Origin of the sequence: Allobosea sp. 67-29 (assembly GCF_001898115.1) — a bacterium.
Lineage (GTDB): Bacteria > Pseudomonadota > Alphaproteobacteria > Rhizobiales > Beijerinckiaceae > Allobosea.
This window is the reverse complement of sequence record NZ_MKSQ01000007.1, coordinates 189,135-209,607: the sequence shown is the minus strand read 5'-3', so window position 1 is coordinate 209,607 and position 20,473 is coordinate 189,135. Positions and strand designations below refer to the sequence as shown.

19 protein-coding genes are annotated in these 20,473 nt (G+C 67.4%); 17 read left to right on the top strand and 2 right to left on the bottom strand.

The window, feature by feature from the left end:
- Positions 1-42: 42 nt before the first annotated feature.
- Positions 43-1,158 carry a Ppx/GppA phosphatase family protein gene (locus BGO20_RS04700; protein ID WP_291662292.1) on the bottom strand — a complete coding sequence of 372 codons (1,116 nt, stop codon included), beginning with the start codon at positions 1,156-1,158 and terminating at the stop codon, positions 43-45.
- A 251-nt stretch (positions 1,159-1,409) separates the two neighbouring features.
- Here BGO20_RS04700 and glpK point away from each other — a divergent pair, with 251 nt between their 5' ends.
- On the top strand, positions 1,410-2,912 hold the full coding sequence (glpK, locus tag BGO20_RS04695) for a glycerol kinase GlpK (protein WP_291662293.1): 1,503 nt from the start codon (positions 1,410-1,412) through the stop codon (positions 2,910-2,912).
- Between the two features lie 47 nt (positions 2,913-2,959).
- Entirely contained in the window at positions 2,960-3,658 is a 699-nt protein-coding gene (locus BGO20_RS04690) for a hypothetical protein (protein ID WP_291662294.1), read from the top strand.
- On the opposite strand, the gene BGO20_RS04685 is transcribed toward BGO20_RS04690, so the two are convergent.
- Positions 3,598-4,566: a LysR family transcriptional regulator gene (locus BGO20_RS04685; protein ID WP_291662295.1), complete on the bottom strand. Its 969-nt coding sequence runs from the start codon at positions 4,564-4,566 to the stop codon at positions 3,598-3,600. The genes BGO20_RS04690 and BGO20_RS04685 overlap by 61 nt on opposite strands.
- A gap of 164 nt (positions 4,567-4,730) precedes the next feature.
- Between BGO20_RS04685 and BGO20_RS04680 the strand changes: the two genes are divergently transcribed.
- The 15 genes from BGO20_RS04680 (at position 4,731) to BGO20_RS04610 (ending at position 20,472) form a co-directional block, all read left to right on the top strand.
- Positions 4,731-6,158: an FAD-dependent oxidoreductase gene (locus BGO20_RS04680; RefSeq protein ID WP_291662296.1), complete on the top strand. Its 1,428-nt coding sequence runs from the start codon at positions 4,731-4,733 to the stop codon at positions 6,156-6,158.
- A 120-nt stretch (positions 6,159-6,278) separates the two neighbouring features.
- On the top strand, positions 6,279-7,334 hold the full coding sequence (locus BGO20_RS04675) for an ABC transporter substrate-binding protein (RefSeq protein WP_291662297.1): 1,056 nt from the start codon (positions 6,279-6,281) through the stop codon (positions 7,332-7,334).
- 81 nt (positions 7,335-7,415) lie between these two features.
- The gene (locus tag BGO20_RS04670; protein WP_291662298.1) at positions 7,416-8,222 is read left to right on the top strand and encodes an ABC transporter ATP-binding protein; all 807 of its coding nucleotides are present in this window, start codon (positions 7,416-7,418) and stop codon (positions 8,220-8,222) included.
- Positions 8,219-9,301 carry an ABC transporter permease gene (locus tag BGO20_RS04665; RefSeq protein WP_291662299.1) on the top strand — a complete coding sequence of 361 codons (1,083 nt, stop codon included), beginning with the start codon at positions 8,219-8,221 and terminating at the stop codon, positions 9,299-9,301. The genes BGO20_RS04670 and BGO20_RS04665 overlap by 4 nt, the downstream gene beginning before the upstream one ends.
- A 27-nt stretch (positions 9,302-9,328) precedes the next feature.
- Positions 9,329-10,129, top strand: coding sequence for an SDR family NAD(P)-dependent oxidoreductase (locus BGO20_RS04660; protein ID WP_291662300.1), 801 nt, complete (start codon positions 9,329-9,331; stop codon positions 10,127-10,129).
- Positions 10,130-10,225: 96 nt separating this feature from the next.
- Complete coding sequence (gene pcaD / locus BGO20_RS04655; protein WP_291662301.1) at positions 10,226-11,020, top strand: 3-oxoadipate enol-lactonase; 795 nt, start codon at positions 10,226-10,228, stop codon at positions 11,018-11,020.
- Positions 11,013-11,408, top strand: a complete 396-nt coding sequence (gene pcaC / locus BGO20_RS04650) for a 4-carboxymuconolactone decarboxylase (protein WP_291662302.1) — start codon at positions 11,013-11,015, stop codon at positions 11,406-11,408. The genes pcaD and pcaC overlap by 8 nt, the downstream gene beginning before the upstream one ends.
- A gap of 136 nt (positions 11,409-11,544) precedes the next feature.
- Complete coding sequence (gene pcaH, locus BGO20_RS04645) at positions 11,545-12,288, top strand: protocatechuate 3,4-dioxygenase subunit beta (protein ID WP_291662304.1); 744 nt, start codon at positions 11,545-11,547, stop codon at positions 12,286-12,288.
- On the top strand, positions 12,288-12,914 hold the full coding sequence (pcaG, locus tag BGO20_RS04640; RefSeq protein WP_291662305.1) for a protocatechuate 3,4-dioxygenase subunit alpha: 627 nt from the start codon (positions 12,288-12,290) through the stop codon (positions 12,912-12,914). Before pcaH ends, pcaG begins: the two co-directional genes overlap by 1 nt.
- 114 nt (positions 12,915-13,028) lie before the next feature.
- Entirely contained in the window at positions 13,029-14,237 is a 1,209-nt protein-coding gene (gene pcaF, locus BGO20_RS04635) for a 3-oxoadipyl-CoA thiolase (RefSeq protein ID WP_291662306.1), read from the top strand.
- Positions 14,238-14,294: 57 nt separating this feature from the next.
- Entirely contained in the window at positions 14,295-15,005 is a 711-nt protein-coding gene (locus tag BGO20_RS04630) for a CoA transferase subunit A (RefSeq protein ID WP_291662308.1), read from the top strand.
- Positions 15,005-15,667 (top strand): 3-oxoacid CoA-transferase subunit B, encoded by a 663-nt coding sequence (locus tag BGO20_RS04625; protein WP_291662309.1) that lies wholly within the window; start codon positions 15,005-15,007, stop codon positions 15,665-15,667. The genes BGO20_RS04630 and BGO20_RS04625 overlap by 1 nt, the downstream gene beginning before the upstream one ends.
- Positions 15,668-15,686: 19 nt before the next feature.
- Entirely contained in the window at positions 15,687-17,594 is a 1,908-nt protein-coding gene (locus tag BGO20_RS04620; RefSeq protein ID WP_291662310.1) for a bifunctional sugar phosphate isomerase/epimerase/4-hydroxyphenylpyruvate dioxygenase family protein, read from the top strand.
- Positions 17,595-17,776: 182 nt separating this feature from the next.
- Positions 17,777-19,276, top strand: coding sequence for a M81 family metallopeptidase (locus tag BGO20_RS04615; protein WP_291662311.1), 1,500 nt, complete (start codon positions 17,777-17,779; stop codon positions 19,274-19,276).
- 35 nt (positions 19,277-19,311) lie between these two features.
- Complete coding sequence (locus BGO20_RS04610; protein WP_291662313.1) at positions 19,312-20,472, top strand: M20 aminoacylase family protein; 1,161 nt, start codon at positions 19,312-19,314, stop codon at positions 20,470-20,472.
- Position 20,473: the final 1 nt, after the last annotated feature.

Sequence of the window (20,473 nt, the reverse complement as noted above, 5' to 3'; positions counted from 1 at the left end):
TTTTCTTCACGCGAACCGGTATCCACTTCGCTTGAAAATGCTCTATCTGCGTCGCCACCAGGCGCGGTCCTCATGCATCATGCGCAGTAGAATGCCCTCGCGCAGGCCGCGATCGGCGATCCGCACCCGATCGCTCGGGAAGGCACGGCGGATCGCCTCGAAGATCGCGCAGCCGGCCAGGACGAGATCGGCCCGCTCGCGGCCGATGCAGGCATTCGCCGCCCGCGCGGCATAGTCCATCTCGATGAGCCGGTCGATGACCGTCAGGATATCGTCCTGCTGCATCCACAGCCCATCGACCTCGCGCCGGTCGTAGCGCGGCAGGCCGAGATGGATGCCGGCGACGGTCGTCACGGTTCCGGAGGTGCCGAGGAGATGAAAGCTGCGCGCCTGGCGCACGCCGGCGGCCTTCTTCACGAAAGGTTCGAGCACGTCGGTGCAGTCCTCGACCATACGCTCGAACAGCTCGCGGCTGACCTCAACGCCGCCATAGCGCTCGGCCACCGTGACCACCCCGACCGGCAGCGAAGCCCATTCGCGAATCCGGGCCGCGGGATCGCGCGCCTCGCTGCGGCTGCCGAGCCAGACGATTTCGGTCGATCCGCCGCCGATATCGAAGACGATGACGCCCTCCGCCGCGGGATCGGCCAGCGCGGCGCAGCCGGAGACGGCGAGAGTGGCTTCGGTGCGCTGGTCGATGATCTCCAGCGAGAGCTCGGCTTCGGTCGCGACGCGGCGCACGAAGTCCAGGCCGTTGGTGGCGGCGCGGCAGGCTTCCGTGGTGACCAGGCGGGCCCGGGTGACGCCGCGGTTCGCCATCTTGCCACGGCAGATCTTCAGGGCCTCGACCGCCCGGTCCATGGCAGCCTCGCCGAGCCGGCTGCTCGCCGCGAGCCCTTCGCCGAGACGCACGATTCGCGAAAAGGCGTCGACGACGCGGAAGCCGTGCTGTGCCGGACGTGCGATCAGCAGCCTGCAATTGTTGGTGCCGAGATCGAGCGCGGCGTAGGTCGCCTGCGCGCGATAGACATGATGGCCGTTATGGGAGCGCGGCGCGGTACCACAGGCAGCGCCGCCGGCCCGCGGCGGATCGGCGCTATGATTGTGCGGCGGTGTCGCGACGGCCACACCCCCGTGCTGTCGGTCCTCGACCGCCACGGTTCCAAATCCTCTGACCTGCCGGAGCGCTCCGAGAACGATCCGGCGAGGGGCTGCGCCTAGCGCAGCCATCTGCTTCGTCAGCAAGCTAACAACAGGGCAAGCCGCATGCCAAGCGGAACCTTGCCGCGACGGCAGGTCGGGGCCGGGGGCAGCCGAGGCGGGGCGGTGACCTTGCGCGGATGCGCCCGCATCGGCCAGTCTCCGCGCGCAGCGCCACAGAGCGTGGTGGCTTGGGCAGGAATCGGATCATGAGTGCCGGACATCTTCTCGCAATCGACCAGGGCACCACATCGTCGCGTGCGATCGTGTTCGATTCGGCGCTGGCTCCGATCGCCAGCGCCCAGAAGGAATTCCCCCAGCACTTCCCGGCGTCCGGCTGGGTCGAGCACGAGCCGGAAGATATCTGGGAGACCGTGCTCGCGACGGCTCGCGAAGCTCTCGCCAAGGCAGGACTCGGTGCGCGGGACGTCGCCGGCATCGGCATCACCAACCAGCGCGAGACCACGCTGATCTGGGACCGCCAGACCGGAAGGGCCATCCACCGGGCGATCGTCTGGCAGGACCGGCGCACGGCGGACGCCTGTGCGAAGCTCGTCGCCGCCGGTCACGAAGAGTTGGTCGCGAGCCGCACGGGCCTGCGCATCGACCCTTATTTTTCGGGGACCAAGATCGCCTGGCTGCTCGACAACGTTCCCGGTGCCCGGCGGCGGGCGGAGGCGGGCGAGCTCGCCTTCGGCACCGTCGATTCCTTCCTTCTCTGGCGGCTGACCGGCGGAAAGGTCCATGCGACCGATGCGACGAACGCGGCGCGCAGCATGCTGTTCGATATCGGCCGCGGCGCCTGGGACCGGGACCTCCTAGCGCTGCTCGATATTCCTGCGGCGCTCCTGCCCGAGGTGCGCGATTGCGCGGCCCATTTCGGCGACACGGCTCCGGAGCTGTTCGGTGGGCCGATCCCGGTGCGCGGCATCGCCGGCGACCAGCAGGCCGCCACGATCGGCCAGGCCTGCTTCGATCCCGGCATGGTGAAGTCGACCTACGGGACGGGCTGCTTCGCCCTGCTCAACACCGGCGACCGGCCGGTGCGCTCGAACAACCGGCTGCTCAGCACGATCGCCTATCAGCTCGGCGGCAAGCGCGCCTATGCGCTGGAGGGCTCGATCTTCATCGCCGGGGCGGCGGTGCAGTGGCTGCGCGACGGGCTCGGCATCATCGATAAGGCGAGCGATACCGGCCCGCTCGCGGAAGCGGCCGACCCGGCGCAGGATGTCTACCTCGTCCCCGCCTTCGTCGGGCTCGGGGCGCCGCATTGGGACGCCAACGCGCGCGGTGCGCTGTTCGGACTGACGCGCGGCAGCGGCCCGCGCGAATTCGCCAGGGCGGCGCTGGAAAGCGTCTGCTACCAGACGCTCGACCTGATCGAGGCGATGCATGCCGACTGGCCCCAGGCCGGGCAGGGTGGGCGGGCGGTTCTGCGCGTCGATGGCGGCATGGTCGCCTCCGACTGGACCATGCAGCGCCTCGCCGACATCCTCGACCTGCCGGTGGATCGTCCGACGGTGCTGGAGACGACGGCGCTCGGCGCCGCCTACCTCGCCGGGCTCGACGCCGGGCTCCTGCCCGAGCCCGACCGCTTCGCGGATCTCTGGCGACTGGAGCGGCGCTTCCTGCCGGCCATGGCGGCAAGCCAGCGCGCCCGCAAGGTCGCGGGTTGGCGGGATTCCGTCCGGCGGACGCTGAGCGCGAGCTGAGCCTGCATCTGCCTGGAAGCGGCAGTCGATAAGGGAGCGAAGTCGGGATGCTGAAGGGCGATGGCCTGCTTTCGCTCTGGAACGGGGTCGAGCCTGGCCGGATCGACGAATACAATCTCTGGCATAGCCGCGAGCACGTTCCCGAGCGACTGGCCATTCCCGGGATGCTGCGCGCCCGCCGCTATCATCGCGGCAGCGGCCCGCTGCCGGAGTTCCTGACGCTGTACGAGCTGGAATCCAATGCGGTGCTGGCAAGCGCGCCCTATCGTGCGCTGCTGGAAAGCCCGACCGCCTGGTCACGCAGCATGCGACCCTCATTCCGTGGTTTTTTCCGGGTCGGCCACCTTGCGATCGCCAGCCGGGGCGGCGGCGCCGGCAGCGCCCTGATCGCAACGACCTTCGCCGATGCGGCTGCGGCCGCAGGTGCCTGGGAGCGGATCGCCGGGCAAATCCTGCGCGAGACGGCGGCCACCGCGATCCACATCCTGAAGAAGGACCCCGCTGTCGCTCCGGTGCCGTTCTCCGTGCCACCAGGGGGAGGGCCCGCTTATGCCGATGGCGGGGCGATCATGGTCGAATGCTACGACCGCGCCCGCCTGGCCAGCGTTGCCGGAACGCTCGATGCCATCCTCGATTCGCAGGGGCTGGCGCAAGGCCGCGCGGACTGGACAACCTATGACCTGGCCTATCTGCTCGACCGGGAGGAACTGCCCGATGTCGTTGCATCGTCCCGCCACGACAACTGAGCGTCCATGCCGCCGGCCGCTCCCTTCGGGTGGTGGGCGATCGCGTGGAGAAGCATGCGCTGGAGATGCTGTGCCGGACGCGGCAGCGGCTCGCCGTCGCGCGCGATGATCCCGACCGTGCGCCGGATCGAGGGTGCGCTGATCGGCAGGATGCGCAGTTCGGGCCCCGGCGGGATCGCCAGCCGAGGCAGGACGGTCACCGCAATGCCGTTCGCGACGAAGCACACCGCCATGTTGACGCGCTGGACCTCATAGGCCCAGTCAAGCTTCTCGCCGAAGGTGCCGAGGCTTTCGCTCAGCATGAAGCCGTGGCTCGTGGTGGTCGCGACGCGCGCCAGCGGATAGCCGACAAGGTCGGCCCATGTCAGCGCCTCGCGGTCAGCCAACGGGTGGTCAGCCGGAACAGCCGCGACGAAATCCTCCTCGAAAAGGGCGCGCGACTTTTGTGTCCAGAGCTGCGCTCCCAGAATGGTCAATGCGAACTGCGCCTCGCCGGAGGCGACCCGCTCGCGCAGCGCCGCAGCCGGCTCGTCGAACACCGTGACGGAGACCAGCGGATAGCGCTGGCGGAACTCGCGCAGCACGCCCGGCAGGAAGTGCTCGCCAAGGGAGCCGAGGCAGCCGACGGAGACCTTCTCCCGGGCCTGCCGCCCCTCGCGCCTGAGATTTTCGTAGAGGTGACTGAGACGCATCAGCGCATCGCGGGCTTCCGGGAAGAACTCCTGTCCGGCCCGCGTCAGCGACAGGCTGCGCGTGGTGCGCTGGAAGAGCGTGACGCCGACATCCTCCTCGAGCTTGCGGATGCGATGGCTCAACGCCGTCTGCGACAGCCGCATTGCTTCGGCCGCGCGCCGGAAGCTGCCGAATTCGGCAATCTGGATAAAGGCTTCGAGCCCTGCAACATCCACGGCTTCGTCCCGAATTGAGCAATTCTGCTCATCAATAGGCCCTCCAAATTCATTTGAACAGCATTTGCCGGCGCGCCTATGCTGACCTCAAGAAGCGGCTGCCGACCTCCGCCGCTCCATGGCAGGGCGCTGAGGATCGGCCATCAGACCCAGGGAAACGCGTCATGGGATCGATGGAAGGCGAGGGAGGACGGCTGTTCTTCCGCTCGGAGACCTTCGACACGGAGAAGTTCGAGCGGCGCAGGCCATCGAGCCGGAGGGTCACCGAGCCGGCTTGCGAGATCCCGGTTCATACTGAATGCGATGTGCTTGTCGTCGGCGGGGGTCCGGCCGGCACGGCCGCCGCGATCGCCGCGGCGCGGCTGGGCGCCGATGTCGTGCTGTTGGAACGCTACAACCATCTCGGCGGGCTCTCGACCGGCGGGCTCGTCATCTGGATCGACCGGATGAGCGACTGGCAGGGACGCCACGTCATCCGCGGCGTCGCCGAAGAGCTGCTGGCACGCCTGACCCGCGACAAGATCGCCGGCCCCGCGCCGCAGGAATGGGGCTCGCACGACCCCGAGCGCGTCGCCTATTGGGGTTTGCGCAATGCGGCGTTCAACAACACCGTCACCCATGCGCCGACGCTCGATCCGGAATGGCTCAAGGCGGAATCGCTCGCCATGGTGCTGGAGGCGGGAGTCCATCCGATCTTCCACGCCTGGGGCGCGAGCCCGCTGATGGAAGGGCGGCGCGTCGCCGGCTGCAGCTTCGAGAGCAAGGAAGGCCGGCGCGCCATCCTCGCCCGCGTCACCATCGACGCGACGGGCGACGGTGATCTCTATGCCCGCGCCGGTTCGGGATTCGACACCGAAGTCGATAGTCGCGACATCCACGGCTGCATGAACACCTCCTGGCTGCTCGGCGGCGTCGACATGAAAGCCTTCCTCCGCTTTCGTGCCGAGACTCCGGAGCAATTCTCGCAGTTCATGGCGCGCGGTCGCGAGGCAATGCGCTTCTTCGACAAGCCGTCGGTGTCGTGGCGGGACGACATCGCCGTCTTCATGGGGCCGCGCCTGGCCGGCTATTCGGCGCTCAAGGTCGAGGATCTGTCCGAGGTCGAGATCCGAAGCCATCGTCTCATGCTGGAGCATCTGGCCTTCTACCGAAGGCATGCGCCCGGGTTCGCCGATGCCTTCATCATGCTTTCGGCGCCCCAGCTCGGCGTCCGGCACGGCCGACGCCTCCAGGGGCTGGGCAAGCTCACCCGCGAGAACTGGGACGGGGAAACGGCGCGTGACGAGATCGGCATCTCGCCTTCGCTCGCGCCGAAATTTCCGAACATCTCGGTTCCCTATGGCGCGCTCGTGCCGCGCGAAATCGACGGGCTGCTGGCGCCGGGCCGGCATCTCTCCTGCGACGCGACCAGCCATTCCTTCATGCGCGAGATCCCGCAATGCTGGCTGACGGGTCATGCCGCCGGCGTGGCAGCGGCCATCGCTGCGGACCGCGGCCTGTCGCCGGCGCAGGTGCCGATCGCGGATCTGCGCAGCGGGCTTGCGGCGCAGGGCGCCTACCTCAGCACGTTGCCCGAGCTGGTCGACGGCTGAGGACACGCAGAAGAGATCGCGTCGTCGCGGTTGACGAAAGCGGATGAGCGGGCCGAAGAAGCCTGCTGTGTGAAACAAGAGGGAAGGCGGCACCCGGCCGTCTCCGAAGGGAGGAACGGAATGTTCGAAGGGTTTGCTCGCTGGCGCGCCGCCTGCGCCGCCATGATGCTGGGCTGTGCCGGGGGCATCGGCCCGGCACTGGCGCAGGCGCCCGCGCCGAAGCCGCTCGACCCGCCGCAATCGGTCCGCGTCGCCTATGTGCCGATCATGAAGTTCGCGACGGTCTACGTCGCCGAAGCGCGCGGGCTGTTCAAGAAATACGGCCTCGACGTCAAGCTCGACAGCGTCAAGTCCGGCACCGAGGCCATCGCCTTCCTCGACAAGGGTTCGGTCGATGTCGGCGGCATCTCGATCGTCGCCTCGCTCTGGTCGGCCTGGAACCGAGGCCTGGACATCCGCGTGATCGCTCCGGGCGCTCTCGATCCGATGAAGGACGGGCCGACCAAACTGATCGTCCGCAAGGACCTGATGGATTCCAGCGCGGTGAAGACGGTCGCCGATCTCAAGGGCAAGCGCATCGCTGCGGCGGGCGGCCCGGGCAGCGGGGGCGAATATTTCGTCAGCAAGGCCCTGGAGAGCGCCAAGCTCACGCTGCGCGACGTGCAATTGCTGAACGTCGGCAACGCCGACATGCCGGCGGCGATGGAGGCCAAGTCGGTCGATGCCGTGCTGACCTCCTCGCCCTATTCCGATCAGGTCCTGAAGGCCGGCACCGGCACCTTGCTGGCGCAGGACTTCACGCCCGGCCTGATGACGGTCGCCTTCGTCGCCTCCGGCAAGTTCATCAAGGACAAGCCCGAGGCGGCCGAGCGCTTCGTCCTCGCCATGACGGAAGCGGCGCGGATGATGCAGGGCGGCGACTTCCTCGCCCAGCCCAACATGGACGGCTACCTGAAATATACCGCCTCGACGCCGGAGGCGATCAAGAAGGGCGCGAACATCATCTTCGACCCCAACATGGCGATTCCGACCGCCGGCCTCGCCGATATCGAACGCGTGCACCGCGAGAACGGCCGCACGGAATACGACAAGCCGCTCGACATGGCCAAGGTCGTCGACGACCGCTTCGTGGCCAAGGCGATCGCGGTTCTCGGCAAGGCCGCGCCGGCCAAGTAGGGCGCTCGGGGGCCGTCCCGAAGCGGCGACGGCTCCCGCACACCAGCGATGCAGGAAACAACGAGCCTGGAGGGCCGGCCGATGACCGCCACCATGCCGGTCGTCGCCACGCCGAAGATCGGCGCGCGCAACGTCAGCAAGCACTATCCGACCGCAGACGGCACCATGGTCGCGCTGGAGGATTTCTCCCTCGACGTGGCGGATGGCGAATTCGTCTGCATCGTCGGCCCCTCCGGCTGCGGCAAGTCGACCTTCCTGCGGATGGTCGCAGGGCTGGAATCGATCTCGCTCGGCTCGATCGAGATCCGGCCGGGCCGCGAGAAGGCTAAGCCGCTCAACAGCGTGGTCTTTCAGGAATACGCGATCTTTCCCTGGAAGACGCTGATCGAGAACGTCGCTTTCGGCCCGCAGATGCGCGGCGTCGGACGCAAGGAGCGGCTGGAGACGGCGCGCTACTGGCTCGACCGCGTGGGTCTGGGCAAGTTCGCCGACTATTATCCGCACCAGATCTCGGGCGGGATGAAGCAGCGCGTCAGCATCATCCGGGCGCTCGCCAACGATCCCGAGGTGCTGCTGATGGACGAGCCGCTCGGGGCGCTGGACGCCCAGACGCGCGTGGTTATCCAGGAGGAGTTGCTGCGGATCTGGGAAGAGACCCGCAAGACGGTGCTCTACATCACCCACAGCCTCGACGAGGCGGTGCTCCTCGGCGACCGCGTCATCCTGATGAGCGCCCAGCCCGGACGGCATCTCGCCACCTTCAAGATCGACCTGCCGCGTCCGCGCACCATCGCGATGACGAACTCGCCGCGCTTCGCCGAATATCGGGCGCAGATCTGGGAGAAGCTCAGCGCCGAGGTGACGCGCGCCATGGAGGCCCAGCCATGACGGCGGCAACGACCAGAGATGTCCCGGCAGAGAACAAGGTCTCATCGACGCCGCGCACGACGAGCGCCGACAAGCGCGCCAGCCTCGTTCTCGCCGCCGCCATCGTCGCTCTCAACGGCGGGCTGGCTGTCGTCGGACTCTGGGGCAACTTCGCCTCGGCCGCGATCGGGGCGAGCTTCGTCCTGCTGGTGCTGATGTGCGAACGCATCGGCCGGCTCGTGCCGGTGAAGGGCAGGGGCATCTACGAGCGCACGCTGGCGCTCGGTTTCCCGCTCCTCGTCCTCGTGCTCTGGGAACTCGCGGCCGATAGTGGATTCATCAATCCGACCTGGTTCCCGCCGCCGAGCCGGATCGGCGCGGCGCTGTGGGATCTGAGCACGCGCTATGATCGTTTCTCGGGCACGACCCTGCTCGGCAGGCCCTGGCTGATGCCCGAAGCCTTCTCGAAAGATGGCTGGGGCGGTGTCTGGAACCTCGTCGCCGAGAGCCACGTCTTCGCGACGGTGGCTCGCGTGCTCGTCGGCTTCGTGCTTGGCGCCATTCCCGGCGTGCTGGTCGGCGTGGTCATGGGCCTGAACCAGACGGTCAGGCTGATGCTCGATACGACGCTGTCGGCGATCTATGTGCTGCCCAAGATCGCGATCTTCCCGATCGTGATGCTGATGTTCGCCGATCCCTTCGGCGAGGCGCCCAAGATTCTCGTCGTCGGGCTCTCGGTCTTCATCCTGATGGCGATCAACACGATGGCGGCGGTGCGCGGCATCGACAAGGTCTACCTGATGGCCGGCAGGAATTACGGCGCCAAGGGCTGGTCGATGCTGCGGCACGTCATCCTGCCCGGCGCCCTGCCGGTGATCTTCTCGGGGCTTCGCATCGCGCTCGGGACGGCGATGATCGTGATCATCTCGGTCGAGTTCGTGCGCGCCAAGCAGGGCGTCGGCTACATGACCTTCTACTACTGGGAGGTCCTCAACCCCGAGAAGATGTATGCCGGCCTCGTCGTGGTGATGATCCTCGGCGTGCTCCTGACCTACGCGCTGCAATGGCTGCAACGCCGGCTCATGCCCTGGCAGAGATGAGGGCTTCGCAGCGGTGAGGATCGGACGATGAAGGTTGCCCTCGTGACCGGTGGTGCGGGTGCCGTGGGCGCCGCGGCTGCCCGGATGCTGGCGGAGGACGGCTTCCGCATCGTGCTCGCCGACCGCGCCGCCGAGCGGACGCAAGCCATCTGCGACGAGATCGTTCGCGATGGCGGAGCAGCCGTCGTCGAAGCGGTGGACCTGCTCGCGGATGGCGCCTGCCAGCGCCTGATCGCGCGCGTGGCGGAGCGCTTCGGCGGGCTCGATTGCCTCGTCAACAACGCCGGCATGACCGGTGCGCCGCGCATCGACACGATCGATGTCGCGGTCTGGAACGCAGTGCTGGCGCTCAATCTGACGGTGCCGATGCTGCTTGCCCAGGCGGCTCGGCCATTGATGAAGCAGAGCGGTGGCGGCAGCATCGTCAACGTTGCCTCGCGCGTCTATCTCGCCGGGACGGGCGTCGCCTACACCTCCAGCAAATCGGGGCTGATCGGGCTCACTCGCGTGCTCGCCGTCCAACTCGGCCCGGACAATATCCGCGTCAACGCGGTCGCACCCAGTTTTCTCAACACCCCGTTCAACGAGAAGATCGTCACGGAGAACGCCGGGCTCGCGGCCTCCTTCCGCAAGATGTCGCCGCTCGGCCGGCTCGGCACGGCGGAGGACGTCGCCGGGGCCATCGCCTTCCTGGCCTCGCCGCGGGCGAGCTTCATCACCGGCGATGTCATCCATGTCTGCGGCGGCACGCAGCTCGCTCCGCAGCCCGATGCTGCCGGTGTCGAGCATAACCAGCCGGAGCCCGATGGACGCTCGGCCATCAACTAAAATAACTCAGGGGTTATGCCGACCTGCAACAATGCCATTTAACACGAGCTTCCAAATCGCTCATGATGGGGCCGTATCCGGGGTAAGACGTCTTCCATGGCTTTCACGCATATCGACGGCAGGCTGGTGCATTGGCGCGAGAGCGGCCCGCGCGAGGCGCCGGCCGTGGTCCTGGTCAATTCGCTCGGCACGGATTTCCGCATCTGGGAGGAGGTCGCCGCGGCCCTTTCCCGCGCCTGGCGAGTGATCGTCTACGACAAGCGCGGGCATGGCCTGTCCGAGGTGCCGCCTGGCCCCTACGCGATTTCGGACTTCACGAACGATCTGATCGCTCTCGCCGATCATGTTGGCCTGCCGCGATTTTCGCTGGTCGGCCTCTCGATCGGCGGGCTGATCGGGCAGGACATGGCCGTCCGGGCGCCTGAGCGATTGGCTGCGCTGGTGCTGGCAGATACCGCTCCGAAGGTCGGCTCCGCCGAGAGCTGGAATGCGCGGATCACGGCCGTCCGAGCGGGTGGGCTCGCCGCCATCGCCGATCCGGTGATGGAGCGCTGGTTCACGCCTGCCTTCCACCGCGAGCGTCCGGACGATCTCGCCGGCTGGCGCAACGCGCTGCTTCGCCAGCCCGCTGACGGCTATATCGCGACCTGCGAGGCGCTGAGTGTGGCCGATCTGACGGAGACGAGCGCCTCCATCGCCGTACCGACCCTCGCCGTCGTCGGCGATGGCGATCTCTCGACCCCGCCCGACCTCGTGCGGGCGATGGCGGAGCGCATTCCGGGGGCGAGCTTCGCGTTGATCGAAGGGTGCGGGCACATTCCGCCGGTGGAGCAGCCCGGCCGGTTACTCGCGCTAATAACCCGCCATCTGGAGAAGCACGGACGTGGCTGACGCAAAGGACCGGTATGCTCAGGGGATGGCGACCCGCCGCTCGGTGCTGGGCGAGCGCTATGTCGACGCCGCCGTCGCCAACACCGATCCGTTCACGGACGACTTTCAGCGGCTGATTACCGAAAGCGCCTGGGGCACGGTCTGGTCGCGCGACACGATCAGCAAGCGCGAGCGTTCGATGCTGACGATCGCACTGCTCGCCGCGCTGGGCCATCACGACGAAGTCGCGATGCACGTCCGGGCAACGCGCAACACCGGCGCCAGCATGGACGACATCAAGGAAGCGTTGCTGCATGTCGCGATCTATGCCGGCGTACCGGCCGCCAATCATGCCTTCAAGATCGCCAAGGCGGCCTATGCCGAGATGAAGGACGAGCAGGCGGGCTGAACCGCCCGCTCAGGCCTGCAACTCCCGCGAAAGCGGCGGGCAGGCGCGACTTGAGCAAGATCAAGAACAATGGATCGGTGTCGCCGCAAGCTGACGTGGTGCGACGAGACAGGGTCCGATCGAGGGAGGCGCCGCGATGCGCAATGAAAATTCGAGCCATCAGGGCGGCTCGTTCTACCAGCGTGACCGGAACTGGCATCCGCCGGCCTTCACGCCCGACTACAAGACCTCGGTGCTGCGCTCGCCGAAGAACGCGCTGCTGTCGCTCGGCAACACGCTGTCGGAGATGACCGGCCCGGTCTTCGGACACAATACGCTGGGCCCACTCGATAACGACCTGATCCTCAACTACGTGCAGACCGGTGAGCCAATCGGCCCGCGCATCATCGTGCATGGCCAGGTGCTCGACGAGGATGCGCGCCCGGTGCGGGGAGCGCTGGTCGAGTTCTGGCAGGCGAATGCGGGTGGGCGCTATCGCCACAAGAAGGAAAGCTATCTCGCCGCCATCGACCCGAATTTCGGCGGCTGCGGGCGCACCATCACCGATGACGAGGGCCGCTACTGGTTCCGCACGATCAAGCCGGGCCCGTATCCGTGGCCGAACGGCGTCAACGACTGGCGCCCGGCCCATATTCATTTCTCGGTCTTCGGCCACGCCTTCGCGCAGCGCCTGATCACCCAGATGTATTTCGAGGGCGACCCGATGATCTGGCAGTGCCCGATCGTGATGGGCATCCCGAGCCGCGAGGCGGTGGAGCGGCTCGTCGCGGCGCTCGACCGCGAGAATACGCTGCCCATGGACACGATGGCCTACAAGTTCGATATCGTGTTGCGTGGCCGGCGCTCGACGCTGTTCGAGAACCGGATGGAGGGCAACTGATGGTCCAGTCTCTGCGCCGCCTCAAGGAAAGCCCGTCGCAGACGGCGGGTCCCTATATCCATATCGGCGCGACGCCGAACTTCTCCGGCATCGAGGGCATCTATCCGCATGATCTCGGCTCGCTGCCGCTGCCTGCGGAGGCAAAGGGGGAGCGGATCGTCGTCACCGGCCGGATCTTCGACGGCTCGGGCACGCCGATCAAGGATGCGCTGGTCGAGATCTGGCAGGCCGACGCCCAAGGGTTCTATCCCGGCCAGGGCGAACACCGCGGCGAGGCCGATCCGCATTTCCCCGGCTGGTTCCGCCAGCCGGTCGACGGCACCACCGGCGTCTATCGCTTCGAGACGGTGAAGCCCGGAGTCGTTCCGTATTTCGACGGCAGGCCGATGGCGCCGCACATCACCTTCTGGATCGTGGCGCGGGGTATCAATATCGGCCTGCACACGCGGCTTTATTTCGGCGACGAGGACAAGGCCAATGCGGCCGACCCGATCCTCGGCCGGATCGAGCATCGCGTCCGTGTCCCGACGCTGATCGCGACGCGCAGCGACGAGGACGGCAAGGCGGTCTACACCTTCGATATCCGTCTGCAGGGCGAGAACGAGACTGTCTTCTTCGACATCTGAGAGCATCGTCGCGCGAAGGGGATAGCGGTTCGCGTGACCGCCATGCGACAAGCACGAAACTGAAGGCGGCCTCCGGCCGCTTTCCAATCCGAACAGCGAGCAGAGTATCGACGCATGAGCGAAGCCTTCATCTGTGCCTATGTCCGCACGCCCATCGGCCGTTTCGGCGGCTCGCTGTCCGCGGTCCGGGCCGACGATCTCGGCGCCGTTCCGCTGAAGGCGCTGATGGAGCGGCACGCGCAGGTCGACTTTGGCGCTGTCGACGACGTGATCTTCGGCTGCGCCAACCAGGCGGGCGAGGACAACCGCAACGTCGCACGCATGTCGCTGCTGCTCGCCGGCCTGCCCAAGGAGGTGCCGGGCACGACGATCAACCGGCTCTGCGGCTCAGGGATGGACGCGGTCATCACCGCCGCCCGCGCGATCAAGGCTGGCGAGGCGGAGCTGATGATCGCAGGCGGCGTCGAGAGCATGTCGCGCGCGCCCTTCGTGCTGCCCAAGGCCGAAAGCGCTTTCTCGCGCCATGCCGAGATTCACGATACCACGATCGGGTGGCGCTTCATCAATCCTTTGATGAAAAAGCAATACGGCGTTGATTCCATGCCGGAAACCGGCGAGAACGTGGCCGCCGACTGCAACATCACCCGCGCCGATCAGGACGCTTTCGCGGTGCGCTCGCAGCAGAAGGCGGTCGCTGCCCAGCAGAACGGCCGGCTCGCCAGGGAAATCGTGCCGGTCACGATCCCGCAACGAAAAGGCGATCCGATCGTCGTCGCCATCGACGAGCACCCGCGCGGCGACACGACGCTGGAGAAGCTCGCCAAGCTGCCGACGCCCTTCAGGAAGGAAGGCGGCACCGTCACCGCCGGCAATGCGTCGGGAGTCAACGACGGCGCGGCGGCGCTCATCATCGCCTCCGAGAAGGCTGCGAAGAAGTATGGCCTGACGCCGCTGGCGCGGGTCGTCGGCGGTGCGGCGGGGGGCGTCGCGCCGCGCGTGATGGGCCTGGGCCCGATCCCGGCGACCCGCAAGCTCTGCGAGCGTCTGGGCATCAAGCCGACGGACTTCGATATCGTCGAGCTCAACGAGGCCTTCGCCTCACAGGGCATCGCGGTGTTGCGCGATTTGGGAATCGCGGAGGATGCCGAGTTCGTGAACCCGAACGGCGGCGCCATCGCGCTCGGCCATCCGCTGGGCATGTCGGGCGCCCGCATCGCCGGCACGGCAGCGCTCGAATTGTCGCTGACGGGCAAGCAGCGCGCACTCGCGACCATGTGCATCGGTGTCGGCCAGGGCATTGCGATCGCGCTGGAACGGGCCTGAGAAGACAGGCTAGACTGCCACCATCGGCGGCAAGTCCACGACACTGACGAGGGATGGATGACGAACAAGATCTATGAAGGGCCCAAGGCCGCTTTGGACGGGCTGCTCTTCGACGGCATGACGATCATGTCCGGCGGCTTCGGCCTGTCCGGCAATCCGGAGAGCCTGATTCCCGAAATCCGCGATTCCGGGGTGAAGAACCTGACCGTGATCTCGAACAATGCCGGTGCCGACGGCTTCGGCCTGTGGATGCTGCTGCAGAGCCGCCAGATCAAGAAGATGATCGCGTCCTATGTCGGCGAGAACAAGCTGTTCGAGCAGCAATATCTCGCTGGCGAGCTGGAACTCGAGCTGAACCCGCAGGGAACACTCGCCGAGCGCATCCGCGCCGGCGGCGCCGGCATACCGGCCTTCTACACCAAGACCGGCGTCGGCACGGTCGTGGCTGAGGGCAAGCCGGTCGAGGAATTCGAAGGGCAGCTCTATGTCCGCGAGACCTGGCTGCGGGCCGATGTCGCCATCGTCAAGGCCTGGAAGGCCGATACCGCCGGCAATCTCGTCTACCGGAAGACCGCGCGGAACTTCAATCCGAACATGGCGACCGCCGGCAAGGTGACCGTGGCCGAAGTCGAGGAGATCGTCCCGGTCGGTTCGCTCGATCCGGAGGCGATCCACACGCCGGGCATCTATGTCGACCGCGTCATCAAGAGCACGATCAACGAGAAGCGCATCGAGAAGCTGACCGAGCGCAAGAGGGAGGCAGCCTGATGGCCTGGACCCGCGAGGAGGTGGCCGCCCGCGCCGCCAAGGAACTGAAGGACGGCTTCTACGTCAATCTCGGCATCGGCATCCCGACGCTGGTGGCCAACTACATTCCCGAGGGCGTCGACGTGACGCTTCAATCCGAGAACGGCCTGCTCGGCATCGGCCCCTTTCCCTATGAGGGCGAGGCCGATCCGGACCTGATCAATGCCGGCAAGCAGACGATCACGATCCTGCCGAGCTCGAGCTTCTTCTCCTCGGCCGATTCGTTCGCGATGATCCGCGGCGGCCATATCGACTTGACCATTCTCGGCGCCATGGAAGTGGCGGCGAACGGCGACATCGCCAACTGGACCATTCCCGGCAAGATGGTGAAGGGCATGGGTGGCGCGATGGACCTCGTGGCCGGTGTCAAGAAGGTCATCGTCGTGATGGATCACGCCAACAAGCATGGCGAGTCCAAAGTGCTGGAGCGCTGCTCGCTGCCATTGACCGGCGCAGGCGTGGTCGACCTGATCATCACCGATCTCTGCGTGATGGCTTGCGACAAGGCCAATGGCGGCGGGTTGACGCTGATCGAGCTGGCGCCCGACGTCACGCTCGACGAGGTCAAGGCCAAGACCGCGGCGCCGTTTACCGTCGCGCCGGCCCTCGCCGAAGCCGCCTGAAGCGTCAGGGAGGCGTTCCGTGATTCCGTCGATCGCCACGGTCTGCGTTTCGGGAACGCTGCAGGAAAAGCTCGAAGCCATCGCCGCCGCCGGCTTCACCGCGGTGGAGATCTTCGAGAACGACCTGATCGCCTTTCCAGGCTCGCCAGCCGAGATCAGGCGCATCTGTGCCGATCTCGGCTTGCGAATCGTTACCTGCCAGCCCTTTCGTGATTTCGAGGGGATGCCGGAGGGCCGCCGTCAGCGCGTCTTCGACCGGGCCGAGCGCAAGTTCGATCTCCTCGAGGAGTTGGGCACGGACCTGCTGTTCGTCTGCTCCAACACCTCGCCGGAGGCGCTGTCGGGCATCGACCGGCTCGCGGCCGATTTCGCCGAACTCGGCGAGCGGGCCGGGCGGCGCGGACTCAAGGTCGGCTACGAGGCGCTGGCCTGGGGCCGGCACGTCTTCGACTATCGCGACGCCTGGGAGATCGTCCGCCGGGCGAACCGCCCGGAAGTCGGGATCGTGCTCGATTCCTTCCATGTTCTCTCCCGCAAGCTCGATCTGTCCGCCATCGGCGCGATCCCGCGCGACAGGATCGCGATGGTCCAGATGGCCGATGCGCCGCTGCTGCAGATGGACCTGCTGTCCTGGAGCCGGCACTGGCGCTGCCTGCCGGGGCAGGGCGACCTCGACCTCGCGGGATTCATGCGGGCCCTCGTCGCGACCGGCTATGACGGCGTGCTGTCGCTCGAAATCTTCAATGACCGGTTTCGGGCCGGCTCGGCGCGCTCGGTGGCACTGGACGGGCACCGCTCGCTGATCTGGCTGCTCGACGAGACCGCGCGGCAAACGGCCAGACCTGTGCCCGGAGCGGTGCCGATGCCGGCACCCGGCCCGGTCGAAGCGGTGGAATTCATCGAGTTCGCCACCTCCGAGGTGGAGCGGCCGGCTTTCGAGAAGCTGCTCCGGGCGCTCGGATTTAGCCGGACGGGCGCGCATCGCTCGAAAGACGTCGATCTCTGGAGCCAAGGCGATATCCGGATCGTGCTCAACAGCGAGGCCGATGGTTTCGCCCACAGCTACCAGATCACCCATGGCACCTCGGTCTGCGCCCTGGCGCTGCGCGTGCCGGATGCGCAGGCTGCGGTCCAACGGGCCACGGCGCTGCTCGATGTGCCGCATGCGGGCGCCGTGAGGCCGGGCGAGCTCGACATTCCCGCCGTGCGCGGCCTCGGCGGCAGCCTGGTCTATTTCCTCGATCGATCCTCGGCGCTGGGCCGCTGGTCCGATGTCGATTTCGCGGCCACCGGTGAAGCCGGCGCCGATGCGGGCCTGACCGGCGTCGACCATATCTCCCAGAGCATGCAGTACGAGGAGATGCTGACCTGGCTGCTGTTCTACTCCTCGCTGTTCGACACCAGAAAGGCGCCGAGCCAGGCCGTGCTCGACCCCGGCGGGGTGGTGCAGAGCCAGGTCATCGAAAGCGGCCTCGACGTCGCCACGGGGCAGGGGTTGCGCCTCATCCTCAACGGTTCGCAGAGCCATAGGACACTGTCGGCCCGCTTCATCACGGATTTCTTCGGCTCGGGCGTGCAGCACATCGCCTTCGCCACGGACGATATCGAGAAGACGGTGAAGCGGCTCGTCGCGAACGGCGTCGCGATGCTGCCGATCCCCGAGAATTATTATGACGACCTCGAAGCGCGGTCGGACCTCTCGCCCGACGAGATCGACCGGCTGAAGGCGCTCAACATCCTCCACGACAGCGATGCCGGCGGCCATTTCCGGCAAGCCTATACGCAGACGCTCGATGGCGGCCTGTTCTTCGAGATCGTCCAGCGCGACGGCTATGCCGGCTACGGCGCCGCGAATGCCGGGATTCGCCTGACCGCGCAGGCAAGGCTGGCGCGGCCGATGGGCATGCCCGCGCTCGGACACGGCTAGGACGCCGGCCGGTCGCGGGCAACGGAGCCGGCCCGGTCGCCCGCCTGACACGTGCAGTTCCGCGCCCAAGACCTGCCGGAAGCGCCGCCGAAAGTCCAAGCTCTGGGCAGCGGGGCTGAAATTTCCGCCTTGGAGTGCGCGCCGCGGCATGGTTACCTCGCTGCAGGCAAACGGAGCTGTTGATGTCGCCTCGCATCGTCTTCGGTGGTTTCCTGCACGAGACCAACACCTTCGCGCCAAGCAAGGCGGGCATGGATGCTTTCGTGCAAGGGGGCGGCTGGCCGCCGCTGGCCCGCGGCGCGGCGATCTTCGAGGCGGTGCGGAACGTCAATGTCGGAGCCGCCGGTTTCGTCGAGACGGCTCGCGAGCGGGGCTGGGAGGCCGTACCGACGCTGTGGTGTGCCGCCAGCCCCTCCGCCCATGTCACGGTCGAGGCCTTCGAGACGCTGACGAGCGAACTGGTCGAACGCATCGGCGCGGCGCTGCCGGCCGACGGGGTCTACCTGGACCTGCACGGCGCGATGGTGAGCGAGAACTTCGATGACGGGGAGGGCGAGATCCTGCGCCGCGTGCGGGCGGCGATCGGGCCGGACGTCCCGCTCGTCGCCAGCATCGACCTGCACGGCAATGTCACGCCGCTGATGGTGGAGGCGGCCGACGTGCTGGTCGCCTATCGCACCTACCCCCATGTCGACATGGCGCAGACCGGTTCACGCGCCGCCCAGGCTCTCGCCGGGCTTCTGGGGACCGGCAAGCGTCCGGCCAAAGCGTTCCGCCAGATTCCCTATCTCATTCCGATCGCCTGGCAGGCCACGGCAATGGAGCCCTGCCGGACGATCTATGCCGAGCTCGCCTCCCTCGAAGGCGAGCGCGTACCCAGCCTGTCCTTCCTGCCCGGTTTCCCGGCAGCTGATTTCCCGGATTGCGGCCCCACCGTGGTGGCCTATGGCGCCACGCAGGCCGAGGCGGATGCAGCGGCCGACGCCGTGGCCGGGCGGGTGACGGCGAGCGAGGCCGCCTTCAAGGGCAAGGTCTTCGATCCCGATGGCGGCGTGCGCGAGGCGATGCGCCTGGCTCTTTCGGCCACCCGCCCGGTGGTGATCTCCGACACGCAGGACAACCCCGGCGCCGGTGGCGATTCGGACACGATGGGCATGGCCAACGCGCTCGTCCGCAACGGTGCGGACCGGGCCGCGATCGGGGTGATCGTCGATCCCGAAGCCGCAGCGGCGGCCCATGCCGCAGGCGAGGGCGCCACCGTCACGCTCTCGCTCGGCGCCAAATCCGGCATCCCCGGTGACGTTCCGCTGGAGGCGAGTTTCATCGTCGAGAAGCTGTCGGACGGCCGCTTCGTCGCGCCGGGCCCTTTCTATGGCGGCTCGCGGATGAACCTCGGCCCCAGTGCCTGCCTGCGCATCGGCGGCGTGCGCATCGTCGTCGGCTCGCGCAAGGCGCAGATGGCCGACCGCGCGATGTACCGGCAGGTCGGTGTCCAGCCGGAGGAGCAGGCCATCCTGGTCAACAAGAGCTCGGTGCATTTCCGTGCCGATTTCGAGCCGATCGCCGAGACCATCCTGGTCTGCGCCGCCCCGGGCCCCATGCCGGTCGATCCGTCCGCCCTGCCGTGGCGCCGCCTGCGGCCGGGCGTGCGCACCGCGCCGCTCGGCGCGCCTTTCGCCTGAGATCCTGCCCGCGCCTTCAATCGCCTGGAGACCCGATGCCTGTCCTGCCGCAGATAGATGCCTTCAAGAACGACCTCACCGCGATCCGGCGCGACCTCCACGCCCATCCGGAAATCGGTTTCGAGGAGGTCCGCACTGCCGGCATCGTCGCCGACAAGCTGCGGAGTTGGGGCGTCGAGGTGCATACCGGGATCGGCACGACCGGCGTCGTCGGCGTGCTGAAAGGCGAGGGCGGGCCAGGCAGGCGGATCGGCCTGCGGGCGGACATGGACGCGCTGCCGATCCAGGAGATCACCAACCTGCCGTGGCGCTCGACGGTGGCGGGCAAGATGCATGCCTGCGGCCATGACGGGCATACCACGATGCTGCTGGGTGCCGCGCGCTACCTCGCCGAGAATCGCGGTTTCAACGGCACGGCGATCTTCGTGTTCCAGCCGGCGGAGGAGGGGCTCGGCGGCGCGCGCCGGATGATCGCGGAAGACCTGTTCGGGCGCTTCCCCTGCGACGAAATCTACGGCCTGCACAACGCCCCCAATCTCGATCCGGGCCAGATCTCGGTCTTTCCGGGCGCTGCCATGGCGGGCGCCGACTTCTTCGATATCCGGATCACCGGCAAGGGCAGCCATGGAGCCATGCCGCATATGGGGCGCGACCCCGTCATGGCGGCGATGAGCCTCACCGCCGCGCTCCAGACCATCGTCAGCCGCAATGCCGATCCGCGCGAGGCGGCCGTGCTCTCGATCACCCAGATCCATGCCGGCTCGGCCTATAACGTCATTCCCGAAGAGGCGGTGCTCGCGGGCACGATCCGGACCTTCACCGAGGAGACAGGCGAGCTGGTGCGCCAGCGGATGCGCGAGATCGCGGCCGGGACGGCAGCGACCTTCGGCGTCTCCATCGACGTCGATATCCGCAATATCTTCAACGTGCTGGTCAACCACGACATTCCGGCGCAGGCGATGGCGGAGGTCGCAGCCGAGATCGTCGGCACGCCCAACGTCCTGACGGAGCCGAAGGCGATGATGGGCAGCGAAGACTTCGCCGACATGCTGCGGGTCGTGCCGGGCGCCTATGCCTGGGTCGGCCATGCCGGCGACGTGCCGGTGCACAACCCGGCCTATGTGCTCGACGACGGCATTTTGCCGGTCGGCGCCAGCCTGCTGGCGCGCATCGTCGAGACGCGTGCGGCCGGGTGAG